The following is a 13480-nucleotide window of genomic DNA, read 5'->3' on the forward strand; positions in this document are numbered from 1 at the left end:
TCAGGCCTTCGACGAGCGCCGCTTCAGCCCCGACAGGCGCCTGCGCCACCCCTCGGTGATCTCCTTGTAGCGCTCGTCGTGCGGCAGCATGCCTCGGTGGGTGAGCTTGACGTGGGTGTCGCCGTCGTCGCCGTCCTCGAGCTCGAAGATGATGTCGGTGTCGTGCCACGTGCTCTCGCCCCTGTCGCTCTCCGTCGGCTCGGCGTGCCACACCAGGCGGTCGCCGTCGCGGGCCTCCTCGACGGTGAACTCCGCGTACTGCTCCTCGCTGTCCAGCGCGAACGCGCCTCCGGGCTCGCTGGCGGAGCCCTCGATGCCCTCGTCCCACCACTCCTTCGGGTTGCAGATCGCCTGGTAGACCTCCTCGCGCGGCGCGGCCACGTCGAAGGAGGCGGAGAAGTCCTGGATCGCCTCCACGAAGGTGCCGTCGGAGAACTCGTAGTCGGGCATGGCGCCGTCGGGGTCGTAGATCTTCACGTCGCAGCCGGCGTCGCGGAACTCGCGGAAGCCCTCCTTGATCAGCATGCGCCCCGCCTTGTTGAAGCTGGTCACGTTGGACACGTCGAGCACGAGGTGGTCGGCGGTGAGGTTCATGTCGGACAGGTCGTGGATAATCTTCTCCGCCGCGGTGAAGTTGATCGTGCCCTGCAGCTCCACCACGGTGCGCTCCCTGCCGCGGTCCACCGACTTGATGCCCGGCGCGGCGTAGTAGTCCGAGGACATCATGTTCAGCCCGAGCGAGGCGGACAGCTCGCGGAAGATCTTCACCCCGCGCACGGAGTTTCCCTCCTTGTTCAGCCGCGGGCTAAACGACGCCATCCCCAGCTGCCCCGGCATCGTCCCGATCAGCCCGCCAGCCACCCCGGACTTCGCGGGGATGCCCACGTTGACCATCCAGCGCCCCGAGCCGTCGTACATCCCGGCCGAGGTCATCACCGCCTGGGTGATGCGGCAGGACTGCGCCGACAGGACCCGCTCCCCGGTGACGGGCTGGACGCCCCCGTTGGCCAGCGTGGCGGCCATGACGGCGAGGTCCTTGATGGTCACCAGAACGGAGCACTGCTGGGTGTAGGAGTTGACGGCGTCGATGGGCTCGTCGTTGAGCATGCCGAACTCGCGCAGCAGGTGCGCGATGGCGAGATTGCGGTTGGCGGTGGCCAGCTCGTTTTCCACGATGCTCGGGTCGATGCTCAGCTCCCGGCCCGCAAGGCGCGACATGAACGCGCGGATCTTCTCCACCCGCTCCTCCACCGTGCAGGCGGGCCCGTTGATGAGCTGGTTGACGGTGATCGCACCCGCGTTGATCATCGGGTTCGCGGGGATGTGGGTGACCTCGTCGAGCGAGATGGCGTTGAAGGCCTCCCCCGAGGGCTCCACGCCGACTGAGGAGTGGACCTCCTCGGCTCCGAGCTCCTCGAGGGCGAGGGCGTAGACGAAGGGCTTGGAGATGGACTGGATGGAAAACTCGTAGTCGGCGTCACCCACCGCGTAGAGGTGGCCGGTGGTCGTGCACACGGCGAGGCCGAGCTTGTCGGGGTCGGCGTTTTTCAGGTCCTCGATGTAGTCGGCCACCGCGCCGTCGTCCTCGTCGCGCACGAGGTCGAGGATGCGGTTGAGGTATTCGGGCACGGGAGTCGGCATGCGGGCCAGTGTACTGGCGCCTACCGGCCGCTACCCTGAACTCCATGACGGACAAGCGCCTCACCTGCATCCTCCTCGTCGTCGGCGTGGCGCTGCGCACCGCCGTCGCCGCCCGCGGCTGGCTGTACTGGGACGACCTCATCCTGCAGTCCAAGGCGCGCGAGGCGGGCCTGGCGGCGGCGCTGTTCCAGCCCCACGACGGCCACCTCATGCCCGCCGCCTGGGTCATCGAGTGGGCGCTGGCCACCTTCGCCCCGCTGAACTGGCCCGCGGCTCTGGTGGTGCTGGTGGTCCTGCAGCTCTGGGCGGCGGGGGCGGTGGCCTGGGCGGCACGCCAGCTCGCCGGGCGCTGGACGCCGGTGCCGGTGGTGCTGTACCTGGTCAGCCCGCTCACCCTGCCCGTGACCACCTGGCTCGCCGCGGGCGTCAACGCCCTGCCGCTGCACGCGGCCCTGGCGACGGTGCTCGGCCTGGCGGCGCGCGCCCGGCACGGCGACCTGTTGCGGGCCGCCGGGTGGCTGGCCCTCGGCCTGGCCTTCAACGAGCGCGCCCTGCTCGTCGCGCCGCTCGCCTTGGCCGCGCTCGCCTGCTGGGGCCACCGCGAACGGGTGAAGCCGCTGGCCACCGCGCTGGCCGCCCCGACGATTGCGTGGGCGGCCGTGTACCTGGCCCTGGTGCGCCCGGACGCGAGCTCGGACACGCGTGTCTCGCTGGCCGGGCTGATCTGGCGCGGCTACGCCGAGGGACTCGTCCCCGCGGCCGCCGGCGGGCCGTGGGTGTGGGGCCGCTGGCAGCCCTCCCCGCCCTTCGCCCAGGCCCCGCTTCCGCTGATCCTGCTCGGCGTCCTGGTCATCGGCGCTGTGCTGTGGTGGTCGCGCGGCCAGCTCGCCGCCTGGATTCCGGTGGCGGTCTACCCCCTCGTGCCCATCCTCGCGCTGTGGCTGCTGCGCTCCGGTGCGAACACCGCGGAGGAGATCGTGCTCACGCTGCGCCACCTGTCCGAGGAGGCGGTGCTCGTCTCGCTGACCCTCGCGGTGCTGCTGCGCACCCGGACCCTCCCCGCGCTGGCGGTCGGCGCGGTGGCGGCCTCCTGCCTGTTCAGCTCCGTCACCTTCGCGCAGGCGTGGGCCGACCAGCCCGCCCGCGAATACTTCGCCGCGCTGCGCGAACCGGGCCTCAACCAGGACGTCCCCGCCGAGGTGCTGCTGCCCGTGGCCACCCCGCACAACAGGCTGGACCACCTCGCCCCCTGGCTTGTCACCGGGTACACGGAGGCGCCCACGCTCATCGACGCCCACGGCAACCGCCACCCCGCCACCCTCGTCCCCGCCCGCACCAGCGCCGAGGCGTGCAGAGCGGGCGGAACCACAACGCTGCCGCTCGACGGCCCGCTTTACGACGTCGAGTGGACCGTCCTGCTCAACTACAACGCCGCCGCCGACGGCACCGCCGAGGTCGCGCTCGACGGCGAGGCCGTGGAGGTTCCCGTGCGGGCGGGCCTGCACCAGGTGTGGGTGCGGGTTGAGGGCGGTGGGGCGTCGATAAGCGTGCGCTCCGACGTGGAGATGTGCTTCGGGCGCAGCGACGTGGGGCAGCTGGCGGCGCGCGATTAGGCCGTTCTGCCAGTAAGCTGCGCGGTTAAACGCAGCTTCGCCGGCTCTCCCTGAAGAAGCGTCGCAGCGCCACCCCGTCGCTCGGCCACCAGGCGTCTACTAGCGAGCGTTTGCCCAGGCAGCCCCCTCCCGCGGCGCGCATCCCAAACGCTCAGGGCGCTTGTTCCTCCCTCCGGGAACCCCCTGAGCTACACCACCGGCATCCAAACCGGGGCCGCAGTGGCACCGAAGGTGACCGAGCAGCGACGGTCGTCGTGCGACGAGGCAACACGAGAGCTCAGCGGACAGCATCATCCAGGCTGTTTCGGAACCGTGGGGCCCAGCCTTCTGGAACGGGAAGGGAGTCAGTGCAACCAGGAGGGCAGGTGTCCTTCGCTCATTTCCCCGCCAGGTAGAGGGTTACTGCCAGAAACCATCCGCTGAGTTCCAAGATTACCCCCCCTAACGGGGGTGATTTCGGCGAAACCGATCCTGTGAGACTTTTTCCCCGTCCAGTCAGTCGGCGCACGCACGGTTTCGGTGCCCGTACGAAGTTACGTGGTCAAACACATTTGGTACCACTTATTAGGTGTTACATAATTCACGATTCTTTTAGGTTTCTTTACGGTACAGCCGACCGTCCAACTTCTTTAGCCCTCACCAGCACTTTCCCTGAGCGAGGCGGGAACATAGAGTCAATATCGCACGAAGCAATACTCACTAACACGAAAGGAAAGCATCATGCTTGACATCATTGTTAACGCCCTGAACGTCCTGCTCAACGCCGGCCTCGCCGCTCTGCAGTTCCCGGTCACCGTGGTTGGGCAGCTGTCCTCCGCGCTCTTCTAGTAAGGCAGAGCCGGTAGCCTGATACCGCCCCCTCGCACGAGGGGGCGGTATTTACGTGTGCATGGGGGTTGCCTCGCCGGATTTCGGGTTCCCGCGGAAGCACCACCAGGTCACGAGCGCGAACACCGCCGCGGCCGCGCCGAGCATGTAGAGCACCCAGTGGTAGGCCTGAACGTAGGCGGGGCGGTACTCGGCGGCCGTCATGTTGCGCTCGAGCCACAGCGGCAGCAGCGCGCCGGTGATCGCTACGGTGAGCAGCGTGCCGAGCTCGTACGAGACCTCTTCGACGCCCGCGGCCATGCCCGAGCGCGACAGCGGCGCCGCGCCGATGATGGCGATCGACGCCACCGACATCACCGACCCGGCACTCCACCCCACCAGCGCCAGCGCCGCGACGAAGGCGGCGAGGTTGTCCGCGCTGGAGGCCCACGCGACCAGCGCGGTGCCCGCTGCGGCGGAGGCGAAACCGCCCGCGACCAGGGGCAAAAAGCCCACCTTGTGGAGGAACGCCCCGCCGAGCGTCGAGGCCGGGATCGCGGCCAGCGCCATCGACACGACGACGAGCCCGGCGTGGAGGGGCGTGAAGGCGTCGACAAGCTGAAGCCTCTGGGTGGTGTTGAGCTCGGTGCCCGCCATGACGAACATGCCGCCGGCAGCCGCGATGGCGCCGCCGGTGAACATGCGGGAGCGGAAGATGTCGAAGGTCAGCAGGGGCTCGTCGAGCTTTGCTTGACGACTCACAAACAGCGCCCCACCGACAACCGCCGCGAGCGCCGCCGCCGCAAGCAGCGCGCCGGAGCGGGAGGAGTTGGCCGTTTCCTTGATCGTGGCCGTCAGCCCCGACAGGGCCAGCAGGGCGTAGAAGGAGGAGATGACGTCCCAGTGCTTGCCTGGGTTGGGCGTGTTCTCCGGGCCGAGCCAGAACGTCAGCAGGGCGGCGATGACCACGATGGGCACGTTGATGAGGAACACCGACCCCCACCAGAAGGCCTCAAGGAGCGCGCCGCCGACCACCGGGCCGATGCCGGCGCCCACGACGGCCACAGAGCCCCAGATGCCGATGGCCATGTTGCGCTCGCGCTCGTCGGCGAAGGTGAGCCTGATCAGGGCGAGGGTGGCGGGCATCATCGTCGCCCCGCCCACCCCGAGCGCGGCGCGCGCGGCGACCAGCGCCCAGGCGCTCGGGGCGAAGGCCGCGGCCAGCGAGGCCAGGCCGAAGATGGCCAGGCCGATGAGGAACATGAGCCGGTGGCCGATCTTGTCGCCGAGTGTGCCCGTGCCCAGGAGGAGGCCGGCGAGGACCAGCGGATAGGCGTTGATGATCCACAGCGACTCGGTGGCGGTGGCGTCCAGCTGCGCGTCCAGCACCGGCAGGGCCGTGTAGAGGATGGAGTTGTCGAGGCCGATCATGAGCAGCCCGAGGGAGATGACCGCGAAGAAGCCCCAGCGCTGCACCGGGGTGGAAAGGGTGCGACCCACCTAGGCCTCCCGGGGGAAGCGGATGGTGGTTTCGTTCTCGGCGACGGCGAGCTCCACGCGCCCGCCCACCGGGAAGGTGAGCAGCGGGTTGGTGTGCCCGAAGTCCACGTTGGCCACCACCGGGATGTTCTCCAGCAGCGGGATGGAATCGATGGTGGCCTGCAGGTCCTCCCGGGTCACCCTGCTCTCCTTCTGGAAGCGCCCGATGACCACCGCGCGAATGTCCTCCCCACCGGGCTGCTGGATCACCGACATGAGGCGGCGGCGGAACTCGGTGATGTCGGAGTTGAAGGTGACCTCGGCGAACAGCACGCTGCCGTCGAGCTCCGGCAGGAACTCCGTGCCGTGCAGCAGCGTGAAGATGCTCAGGTTCGACCCGATCGCGGTGCCGGCGGCCTCACCCTCCCGGATGGCCCACCATCCCGTCGTGGGCTCCGTCACCCGGCCGTCCTGCTGGGCGTACCAGTCGTCGTCGGTGTACCAGGGGCTCGACTCCCATTCGATCGGATCGTCCGTGAACGCCGCGTGCCGGAAGGAGCGCCGCGTCAGCTCGCTGTGGTCGCGCATGCCGAAGGTCGACCAGTGCGGGCCCGAGTACGTGACCAGCCCGGCGCGCGCGAACAGCGCGTTCTGCAGGGCGGTGACGTCGGAGTGCCCGCAGAGGAACTTGGGGTTTTCCGCGATGAGGTCGTAGTCGAGGAAGGGAAGCAGCTCGTTGCTGTTGAAGCCGCCGATGACGGAGAGGATGCCGTCGACCTCCGGGTCCGCGAAGGCGGCGTGGATGTCGCGCACCCGTGAGTCGACCTCCGAGGTGAAGAACTCGTCCGACTCGTTGACGTGCTCCCCGAACGTGACGTTGAGCCCCAGGTCGGTCAGGCGTGACGTCGCCAAGCGGGCGAGGTAGTCCCCCCTCTCCCTGTCCACGACGAAGGGCAGGGAAAGCGAGGGGGTGACCACGCGGATGGTCGAACCGGGTTGCAGCGGGGCGGGGTAGACAGTCATCTTCTTGCGGGGTTGGAGGATCGGATTCCAAAAAGCCTAGTCGACGGGACCTTCCCGCTTCACGACGCCACTAGGTAGCGATCCAATCTAGTTAGCGTTACTATCTAGACGTGTCCGGACGAGCCTTCCCCACCGCTTGGATCCGCGCCGTGTTGCCCCTGGCGGTGTTGCGCATCCTCGCCGACGGGGAAACTTACGGCTACGACGTTGCCGCGAAGCTCGCCCAGGCCGGGTTCGGCGACATCAAGGGCGGCACCCTCTACCCCCTCCTCGGGCGGCTGGAAACCGACGCGCTGGTGACCACCCAGTGGAAACCGGGTGAATCCGGGCCCGGCCGCAAGTACTACAAGCTCTCTCCGGAAGGACGCGACCATCTGCGTGAAAACACCGCCCACTGGGAGCACTTCTCACAGGTCGTGGCCGCGCACTTCGCCGGCCGGAAAGGAAACGACAATGACTAAGCACGACACCGAGCTGGATCTCGCCCCGCACATTGACCCCACCTGGACCGAAGCCTTCATCGTGGAGGCGCGGCTGCGCGAAGTCCCCGGCACAATCATTGGCGAGGCGCTCGGCGAGGTCGACGACCACTGCTTCACCTCCGGAGAAAGCGCCCTCGACGCCTTCGGTCCGGCGCGCGAATACGCCGCCACCATCGCCTCGAACCACGAGCCCCTCCCCGGCCCCGGGCTGACATGGCTGCTCGTGCCCGCCTTCCTCCAGGTGGCCGGCGTTATTGTGGGCCTCGACGGCGTCACAGGCCTGGTTCAGGGCGATGCCCGCCCACTGAGCTGGGCAACGGTTCTCGTCCTAGCGGTGCTGGGAGTGGCGCTTCCCGTGGTGGGCCGGTTCATGTCCTGGGCCGTCCGCTTCATGATGGGGCGACCCCTGGCGGGCGTGCTCCTGTGCGGCACCGTCTTCGCGTTCATCGCAGCGATCACCGTCGGCGCCGGTCTCGGCAGCACGGGCCGGGTGGGCATCCACGCGTGGACCGTGTTCTTCGTGGGGCTTGCCCTGCTGCTCGCCGGCACCGCGGGGGGCGTGCTCGCGTCCCGGCTGCCCTCGTTCAACGACCCCCTCGTGCCTGCCGGCAGCGTGCGCGTCCCCGGGCGACGGCGGGTTTCCGTCACCGACTTCTACGGCATCGCCTGCTTCGCGCTGGGCGCCGTGCTCATCGTATTGCTTGGGTAAGCGAGACGCGGGAGTCTTAGCGCTCCTCCTCCGTCAAGTACACGGGGATGGAGTGCACGGGGGCGACCACGACGTCGTGGACTTTGTGGTCAAGCTCATGGAGGACGTCGCGAAGCTCGCGGATCTGCTCGACGCTCGGGTCCTGCCCCCGGCGGGGCACGGCGAAGAGCTCGACGTGGAAGACGTGGCCCTCGTCGCGCACCCTTGCTGCGGCCTCGTCCACCCAGGCCACCCCGCGCGCGGTCTGTTCGATCTGGTCGATACAGGGGTGCTTCCCGCCGTCGAGGTCGGTGGCGCGGGCGTCGGTGAGGTCGCGGACCGCGGTGCGCAGGTTGCTCACTCCGTCCCACACGATGGAGGTGGCGACAACCATGGCGGCGACCGCGTCCATCCACCACCACCCGATGCCGATGCCGAGCACGCCGACGATGGTGGACACCGACGTCATCCAGTCCGCCTTGTTCATGTCCGCGTCCGCGTAGAGGACCTTGTCCTGCAGGGGCCCGGCGAGCTTGAGCTTGGCGCGGCCGAGGAGCACCGGGCCGATGCCGGTCACCGCCATCACGGCGACCATGAGCCAGCCCAGCCAGATGCTGTGGCCGAAGAGCACGACGGTCCCGATGGGCGGCTTCTCCTGGTTGATCAGCCCGATCAGCGAGCCAATGAGCAGGAAGGAGCCCATCGCCAGCAGCGCCGCGCCCGCCACGACGTGGCCGACGCCGATGGCACGGTGGTGGCCGTAGGGGTGCTCGGCGTCCGGCTTCTGCTTGATCACCCGCGTCGCCACGAGGAAGGCGATCGGCGGCAGGAAAGAAAGGAGGTCCTCGTACCAGGCGGTCTTCATCGCCTGCGACTGGCCCGACACCACCCCGACCAGGGCGACCGTCACCGCCAGGACGACCAGGGTGATCCGCTCTAGGCGCACCGCCTTGCGCAGCATCGCGCCGTGCTCATCCGGCAGGGCGTCGATGCCGGAACCGGTGCTCGCCTCGTCCACGTGCGTCACTGGATCTCCCCTTCCTCGCGGGCGAGGTAGCGCTCGAGGGCCACGATCAGCTTGTTTTCACCCATGGGCACCGCCATGACCATCTTTTCCTTCGCGCCCTCCGGGCTTTCCACCGTGGTGTACGGGCGGGTCAGCGCAACTTTCGACGCCCAGGGGGATTTGGAAGTCAAACCCCCGATCATCACGTCGATCTCACCGTCCTCCATCCACCCCGCCAGCACGCTTTCCGGGGCGGTCTTCCACTCCACCCGGGCATCGATGCTGTCGGCGAAGCCGCGGACAAGGTCGGCCTCCGTCCCCGAGACCTCGCCGGTGTCATCATCCACGTCGGTCCACGGCGCGTGCTCGGAAACACCGACCACGAGGGTGCCTCCGCTGGCGCGGTTGAGCGTCCCGCCCGGGTCGGCGGGTATCGACCCACACCCACCGAGGAGCGAGGCTCCGAGGACGAGCGCCACCATTCGTAGTGATCTTCGCACCGCGTTGACCTCCGTTTTTCAGGTGCCAGGACGCCCGAGACCGCGGCCCGACACATGGCTATTGTTTTATGCCACGGAGATTACACGGCGCCGAACTACGTGGCGCGCCCGCCAGGGCAGGAGTACGCTCGGCGGCACACCACACATGAAAGGTCATTTATGAAAGCCCTCACCTGGCAAGCCAAACGCACCGTGAGCGTCGAGGAGGTCCCCGACCCCACGATCATCGAACCCACCGACGCCATCATCCGCATCACCTCCACCGCCATCTGCGGCTCCGACCTCCACCTCTACGAAGTCCTCGGGCCCTACATGGACAAGGGCGACGTCATCGGCCACGAGCCCATGGGCATCGTCGAGGAGGTCGGCGACGCCGTCACCAACCTCAAACCGGGCGACCGGGTCGTCGTCCCCTTCAACGTCTCCTGCGGCCACTGCTACATGTGCGAGCGCGGCCTGCAGTCCCAGTGCGAGACCACGCAGGTCCGCGAGTACGGCAGCGGAGCAACCCTGCTCGGTTACTCGCGCCTCTACGGCTCTCTGCCCGGCGGCCAGGCCGAATACCTGCGCGTGCCCCACGCGGATTACGGCCCCATCAAGGTCCCCAACGTTGGCGAGGACGAGCGCTACCTCTTCCTCTCCGACGTGCTGCCCACCGCCTGGCAGGCGGTCCAGTACGCCAACGTCCCCGCCGGCGGCACCCTCGCGGTGCTCGGGCTCGGCCCGATCGGGCAGATGTCCGCCCGCATCGGCGCCCACCTGGGCTACCGCGTCATCGGTGTCGACCCCGTCGCGGAGCGGCGCGCCATGGCCGCCCGGCACGGGATCGAGGTCGACGAGGGCGGCGAGGAGGTTGTGGAAAAGCTGCGCCAGCTTAGCGACGGCCGCGGACCCGACTCCGTCATCGACGCCGTCGGCATGGAAGCCCACGGCTCCCCCGTCGCGGGCGCCGCTCAGGCCGCCGCTGGCCTGCTCCCCTCCCCGCTCGGCCGCGCCGCCATGGAAAAGGCGGGCGTGGACCGCCTCGGCGCGCTCTACACCGCCATCGATGCCGTGCGCCGCGGCGGCACCATCTCGCTCAGCGGCGTCTATGGCGGGATGAAGGACCCCATGCCGATGATGACTCTGTTTGACAAGCAGGTGCAGATGCGGATGGGCCAGTGCAACGTGCGCAACTGGATCGACGACCTCCTCCCGCTGGTCGATGACCCCTCCGACCCCCTCGGAGTGCTCGACCTGAAAACCCACACCGCGCCGCTCGACGATGCCCCAGCCATGTACGAGAAGTTCCAGAAGAAGCAGGACGGCTGCATCAAGGTTGTCCTCAAGCCCTAACTCTCAGGGAGAAAGACAATGGCACTCGACTCGCAGAACCTCACCCGCCTCGCCCTCGGCGCCTTCATGAGCTTCGCCGGCACCAGCCACCTCACCTTCGCCCGCAAGGACTTCCAGGCCCAGGTGCCCGACTGGTTCCCCATGAACAAGGACCTCGTGGTCCTCGGCTCCGGCGCCGCCGAGATCGCCCTCGGCGCCTCCCTGCTCGCCCTGCCCCGGCAGCGCAAGCTGACCGGCACCGCCCTGGCCGCGTTCTACACCGCCATCTTCCCCGGCAACATCGGCCAGTACGCCGAGCGCAACGACGCCTTCGGCCTGGACACCGACCGCAAGCGACTGACCCGGCTGTTCGGGCAGCCCGCGCTCATCGCCGCGGCGCTGTGGGCGGCGGGGTTCCCGGAAAAACGCGGGAAGTAGTCCGCGGGCGGGGCGTCGCTGAGCAGTTTCGTTCCGGGTAAGAGCGGAAGGGCAAGAATCCGGCAATCCGCGCAGAAATCGTGGATTCTTGCCCTTCTGTTCTTACCCTGAGGCGCCGACACCCCGCGCCGCCCCGGGATCGGGTCCACATGCTCGCTAGTGAATGCGAGTTAGTCGAGAGGAACCGCGCCGCTCGTCGGCGGTTTCTCGGCTGACCAGCATTTACTAAAGAGCATTTGTTATATCGCGCTGCAAACTTCGTCCCGGTCACCCGACGCGCCGGCCGAGGGCACGCTTCGCCCGCCAGTGCAGGAGAACTGCCAGCGCGCCACCGAGAACCAACGCCGTGCCCAAACGGCCGGCCCCCTCCGCCGTCTCGGGCCAGGAGGGCAGCGCGACGATCCACAGTGGAGTCTGCGCCAGGACGTCCCCGCCGAGGGTGACGGAGAAGTTTGCCAGGACCACCACCGTTGCGACGGCGGGCGCGGCTCCGGCGCGCAGCAGCACCCCCGCGCGGTGCGCGCGTTCTCCGTGCGCATCATGGCCCACGCCACCTCTGCCCGAGGCCACACCAGCACCGGCAGCAGCCCCGTGCCAAGCGGCAGGATCACGAAGGCAAACAAGCCGTGCACGTACGAGGCCGGGTAAATCAGGCAGGCCAGGCCCATCGCCACCACCGAGAGCGCCACGCAGCCGGCGAGGACGAGGTCGCCGGGGAGCGAGGCGCGCCACCAGTTCTTCGGCATGCCGGCAATCGTACGTGGCGCATCCCGCTGCGCTGGCTAGCGTGAAGGCCATGAGCCTCCGCCGCATCTCCGTTGTCCTCTTCCCCGACGTCGAGCTCCTTGATGTCGCTGGCCCCGTGGAACTCCTTGCTCGAGTCGAGGGACTTGAGGTCCAGCTCGTCTCCCGGGACGGCGCCCCAGTGCGGAGCTCCCAGGGCGTTGCGCTGGCGGCGCACGGCGACTTCGCGGCAATGGACGGTGATGTCCTCCTGGTCCCCGGTGGAATGGGCACGCGCGCCCTGGTCCGCGACGCTGGATTTCTGTCCGAGTTCGCTCGCATGGTGCGCACGGCCGACATCGTCGCCTCGGTCTGCACCGGCTCGGCACTGCTCGCCGCCGCGGGCCTGCTGGAGGGATACTCCGCCACCAGCAACAAGCGAGCTTTCGACTGGGCTTCCTCCTTCGGCACCGACATCAACTGGCGACGAAGCGCCCGCTGGGTCCACGACCGCGACCGATGGACCTCCTCCGGTGTCGCAGCAGGGATGGATATGGCCGCCGCCCTCGTGGCCCACTATTTCGGCGAAGCGACAGCGCAGGAGATCACTGACGCGATTGAGCTCCGGGTCTCCCGCGACCCGGAGGATGACCCGTTCGCGGTGTAGCGGAAGATCCTCCTGGTGAGGCTGGGATCGGAGCAGCTGGGGGGCGTCGATAAGCGGGATGCGGCGGACAACGAGGGCCAGCCTGCTTCCGGGTAAGAGCGGAAGGGTAAGAATCCGGCATGCCGCGCAGAAATCGTGGATTCTTACCCTTCCGTTCTTACCGTTAGGCGCGGGTTACCACACCGTAACCCCATCCCGACCACGAAAAGCGCCCCGCCCGTCGTGAGACGGTGCGGGGTGTGTCCCGAAAGGTGCCCGGATCTTAGAGGAAGATCTTGACGATCTTGCCGATGAACCCGAAGACCTTGCCAACGATGCCGCTGACGTCCTCGAACTTCTGAGCGCCGGTGGTTGACTCGTCCCAGCCGAAGAAGTCGTCGGAGGAGCCGGAGGTGGTGCCCTCGGTGCCCTCGGTGTCGTCGGCCTTGCTGGAGGAGCCGAAGATCGAGTCGCTCTCGGCGGTGGCGGTGGCGGCGGGGGTCTCGGCGGTGGTGGTCTCGGCGGAGGCGACGCCAGCACCGGCGGTCGCGATGACGGTGGCGGCGGACAGGGCGAGAAGGGTGTTCTTGAGATTCATGGTGTCTCCCAGTGGTGGATCGGAAAGATGGGTCGGGGTGGGCAACCGCGGCTCGGATGCTGCGGACCCGTGGCTGAGAAACTAACACCGGGCCCCTGACCTGCGGAAGAGCTTTGCGCGCCACCCGCCGGACGGCGGGTGTGCACGAAAGTGGAAACGCCCCCGGGCTGTCGCGCGAAGCCACTGCGCAGCGGCACCGCGCGCCCGAGGGGCCGGTTGCGGCGGCGGGTGTAGACGGAAGGAGATACTTCCAGGGGGCAAAGAATTAATCGGCAAACAAAAAGCTCGAGCCCCGCGGAGGGACTCGAGCTGTTGTGCCCGGGGGGGGACTTGAACCCCCACGTTCTTGCGAACACTGGCACCTGAAGCCAGCGCGTCTGCCAATTCCGCCACCCGGGCGGGCGACTTGATTAATATAGCACCACGCCTCGGCGCACTACCAAATCCCGTGCAAGAGGCCTATATTTTGCGGTAGCGGGCGCGGCTCGAGGCTCATACGTCTATGTCAACGGGCTGTGCCCA

At 68.2% G+C, this 13480-nt stretch carries 13 protein-coding genes and 1 tRNA gene; 6 read left to right on the forward strand and 8 right to left on the reverse strand.

Translation table 11 applies throughout. From position 1 onward, the window contains the following. Complete coding sequence (locus tag DYZ02_RS06590) at nucleotides 1-1641, reverse strand: glutaminase (protein WP_115685529.1); 1641 nt, start codon at nucleotides 1639-1641, stop codon at nucleotides 1-3. Between the two features lie 44 nt (nucleotides 1642-1685). On the opposite strand from DYZ02_RS06590, the gene DYZ02_RS11350 reads away from it, so the two are divergent. Beyond that, a complete protein-coding gene (locus DYZ02_RS11350) occupies nucleotides 1686-3254 on the forward strand; it encodes a hypothetical protein (RefSeq protein WP_181896911.1) in 1569 nt (522 codons plus the stop codon). A gap of 879 nt (nucleotides 3255-4133) precedes the next feature. On the opposite strand, the gene DYZ02_RS06600 is transcribed toward DYZ02_RS11350, so the two are convergent. Together DYZ02_RS06600 and DYZ02_RS06605 are read right to left on the reverse strand one after the other, a co-directional pair. Continuing rightward, complete coding sequence (locus DYZ02_RS06600) at nucleotides 4134-5561, reverse strand: MFS transporter (RefSeq protein WP_281268980.1); 1428 nt, start codon at nucleotides 5559-5561, stop codon at nucleotides 4134-4136. After that, nucleotides 5562-6563, reverse strand: coding sequence for a S66 family peptidase (locus DYZ02_RS06605; RefSeq protein WP_115685530.1), 1002 nt, complete (start codon nucleotides 6561-6563; stop codon nucleotides 5562-5564). A 110-nt stretch (nucleotides 6564-6673) separates the two neighbouring features. Between DYZ02_RS06605 and DYZ02_RS06610 the strand changes: the two genes are divergently transcribed. Continuing rightward, on the forward strand, nucleotides 6674-7024 hold the full coding sequence (locus tag DYZ02_RS06610; protein ID WP_115685531.1) for a PadR family transcriptional regulator: 351 nt from the start codon (nucleotides 6674-6676) through the stop codon (nucleotides 7022-7024). Further along, nucleotides 7017-7754: a hypothetical protein gene (locus tag DYZ02_RS06615; RefSeq protein ID WP_115685532.1), complete on the forward strand. Its 738-nt coding sequence runs from the start codon at nucleotides 7017-7019 to the stop codon at nucleotides 7752-7754. The genes DYZ02_RS06610 and DYZ02_RS06615 overlap by 8 nt, the downstream gene beginning before the upstream one ends. Nucleotides 7755-7770: 16 nt before the next feature. Here the strand turns inward: DYZ02_RS06615 and DYZ02_RS06620 are convergent, their stop codons facing one another. Next, entirely contained in the window at nucleotides 7771-8760 is a 990-nt protein-coding gene (locus DYZ02_RS06620) for a cation diffusion facilitator family transporter (protein WP_115685533.1), read from the reverse strand. Beyond that, nucleotides 8757-9221: a transporter substrate-binding domain-containing protein gene (locus DYZ02_RS06625; protein ID WP_115685534.1), complete on the reverse strand. Its 465-nt coding sequence runs from the start codon at nucleotides 9219-9221 to the stop codon at nucleotides 8757-8759. The genes DYZ02_RS06620 and DYZ02_RS06625 overlap by 4 nt, the downstream gene beginning before the upstream one ends. Nucleotides 9222-9398: 177 nt before the next feature. On the opposite strand from DYZ02_RS06625, the gene DYZ02_RS06630 reads away from it, so the two are divergent. Continuing rightward, nucleotides 9399-10574: a zinc-dependent alcohol dehydrogenase gene (locus tag DYZ02_RS06630; RefSeq protein WP_115685535.1), complete on the forward strand. Its 1176-nt coding sequence runs from the start codon at nucleotides 9399-9401 to the stop codon at nucleotides 10572-10574. 18 nt (nucleotides 10575-10592) lie between these two features. Next, on the forward strand, nucleotides 10593-10991 hold the full coding sequence (locus DYZ02_RS06635; RefSeq protein ID WP_115685536.1) for a DoxX family protein: 399 nt from the start codon (nucleotides 10593-10595) through the stop codon (nucleotides 10989-10991). A gap of 267 nt (nucleotides 10992-11258) precedes the next feature. Here the strand turns inward: DYZ02_RS06635 and DYZ02_RS06640 are convergent, their stop codons facing one another. Next, nucleotides 11259-11540 carry a hypothetical protein gene (locus DYZ02_RS06640; protein ID WP_147291486.1) on the reverse strand — a complete coding sequence of 94 codons (282 nt, stop codon included), beginning with the start codon at nucleotides 11538-11540 and terminating at the stop codon, nucleotides 11259-11261. A 247-nt stretch (nucleotides 11541-11787) separates the two neighbouring features. On the opposite strand from DYZ02_RS06640, the gene DYZ02_RS06645 reads away from it, so the two are divergent. Beyond that, nucleotides 11788-12381, forward strand: coding sequence for a DJ-1/PfpI family protein (locus DYZ02_RS06645; RefSeq protein ID WP_115685538.1), 594 nt, complete (start codon nucleotides 11788-11790; stop codon nucleotides 12379-12381). A 262-nt stretch (nucleotides 12382-12643) separates the two neighbouring features. Here DYZ02_RS06645 and DYZ02_RS11355 read toward each other — a convergent pair whose 3' ends face one another. Together DYZ02_RS11355 and DYZ02_RS06655 are read right to left on the reverse strand one after the other, a co-directional pair. Then, a complete protein-coding gene (locus tag DYZ02_RS11355) occupies nucleotides 12644-12958 on the reverse strand; it encodes a hypothetical protein (RefSeq protein ID WP_115685539.1) in 315 nt (104 codons plus the stop codon). A gap of 315 nt (nucleotides 12959-13273) precedes the next feature. Then, a tRNA-Leu gene (locus DYZ02_RS06655) sits at nucleotides 13274-13357 on the reverse strand. Nucleotides 13358-13480 lie beyond the last annotated feature (123 nt).

Origin of the sequence: Corynebacterium senegalense, assembly GCF_900411315.1 — a bacterium.
Lineage (GTDB): Bacteria > Actinomycetota > Actinomycetes > Mycobacteriales > Mycobacteriaceae > Corynebacterium > Corynebacterium senegalense.

Bases quoted from the DNA above. Each gene is read 5' to 3' on its own strand.
- DYZ02_RS06635 (WP_115685536.1), top strand. From the start codon at position 10,593: ATGGCACTCGACTCGCAGAACCTCACCCGCCTCGCCCTCGGCGCCTTC.
- DYZ02_RS11350 (WP_181896911.1), top strand. From the start codon at position 1,686: ATGACGGACAAGCGCCTCACCTGCATCCTCCTCGTCGTCGGCGTGGCG.
- DYZ02_RS06630 (WP_115685535.1), top strand. From the start codon at position 9,399: ATGAAAGCCCTCACCTGGCAAGCCAAACGCACCGTGAGCGTCGAGGAG.
- DYZ02_RS06615 (WP_115685532.1), top strand. From the start codon at position 7,017: ATGACTAAGCACGACACCGAGCTGGATCTCGCCCCGCACATTGACCCC.
- DYZ02_RS06605 (WP_115685530.1), bottom strand. From the start codon at position 6,563: ATGACTGTCTACCCCGCCCCGCTGCAACCCGGTTCGACCATCCGCGTG.
- DYZ02_RS06645 (WP_115685538.1), top strand. From the start codon at position 11,788: ATGAGCCTCCGCCGCATCTCCGTTGTCCTCTTCCCCGACGTCGAGCTC.
- DYZ02_RS11355 (WP_115685539.1), bottom strand. From the start codon at position 12,958: ATGAATCTCAAGAACACCCTTCTCGCCCTGTCCGCCGCCACCGTCATC.
- DYZ02_RS06625 (WP_115685534.1), bottom strand. From the start codon at position 9,221: ATGGTGGCGCTCGTCCTCGGAGCCTCGCTCCTCGGTGGGTGTGGGTCG.
- DYZ02_RS06590 (WP_115685529.1), bottom strand. From the start codon at position 1,641: ATGCCGACTCCCGTGCCCGAATACCTCAACCGCATCCTCGACCTCGTG.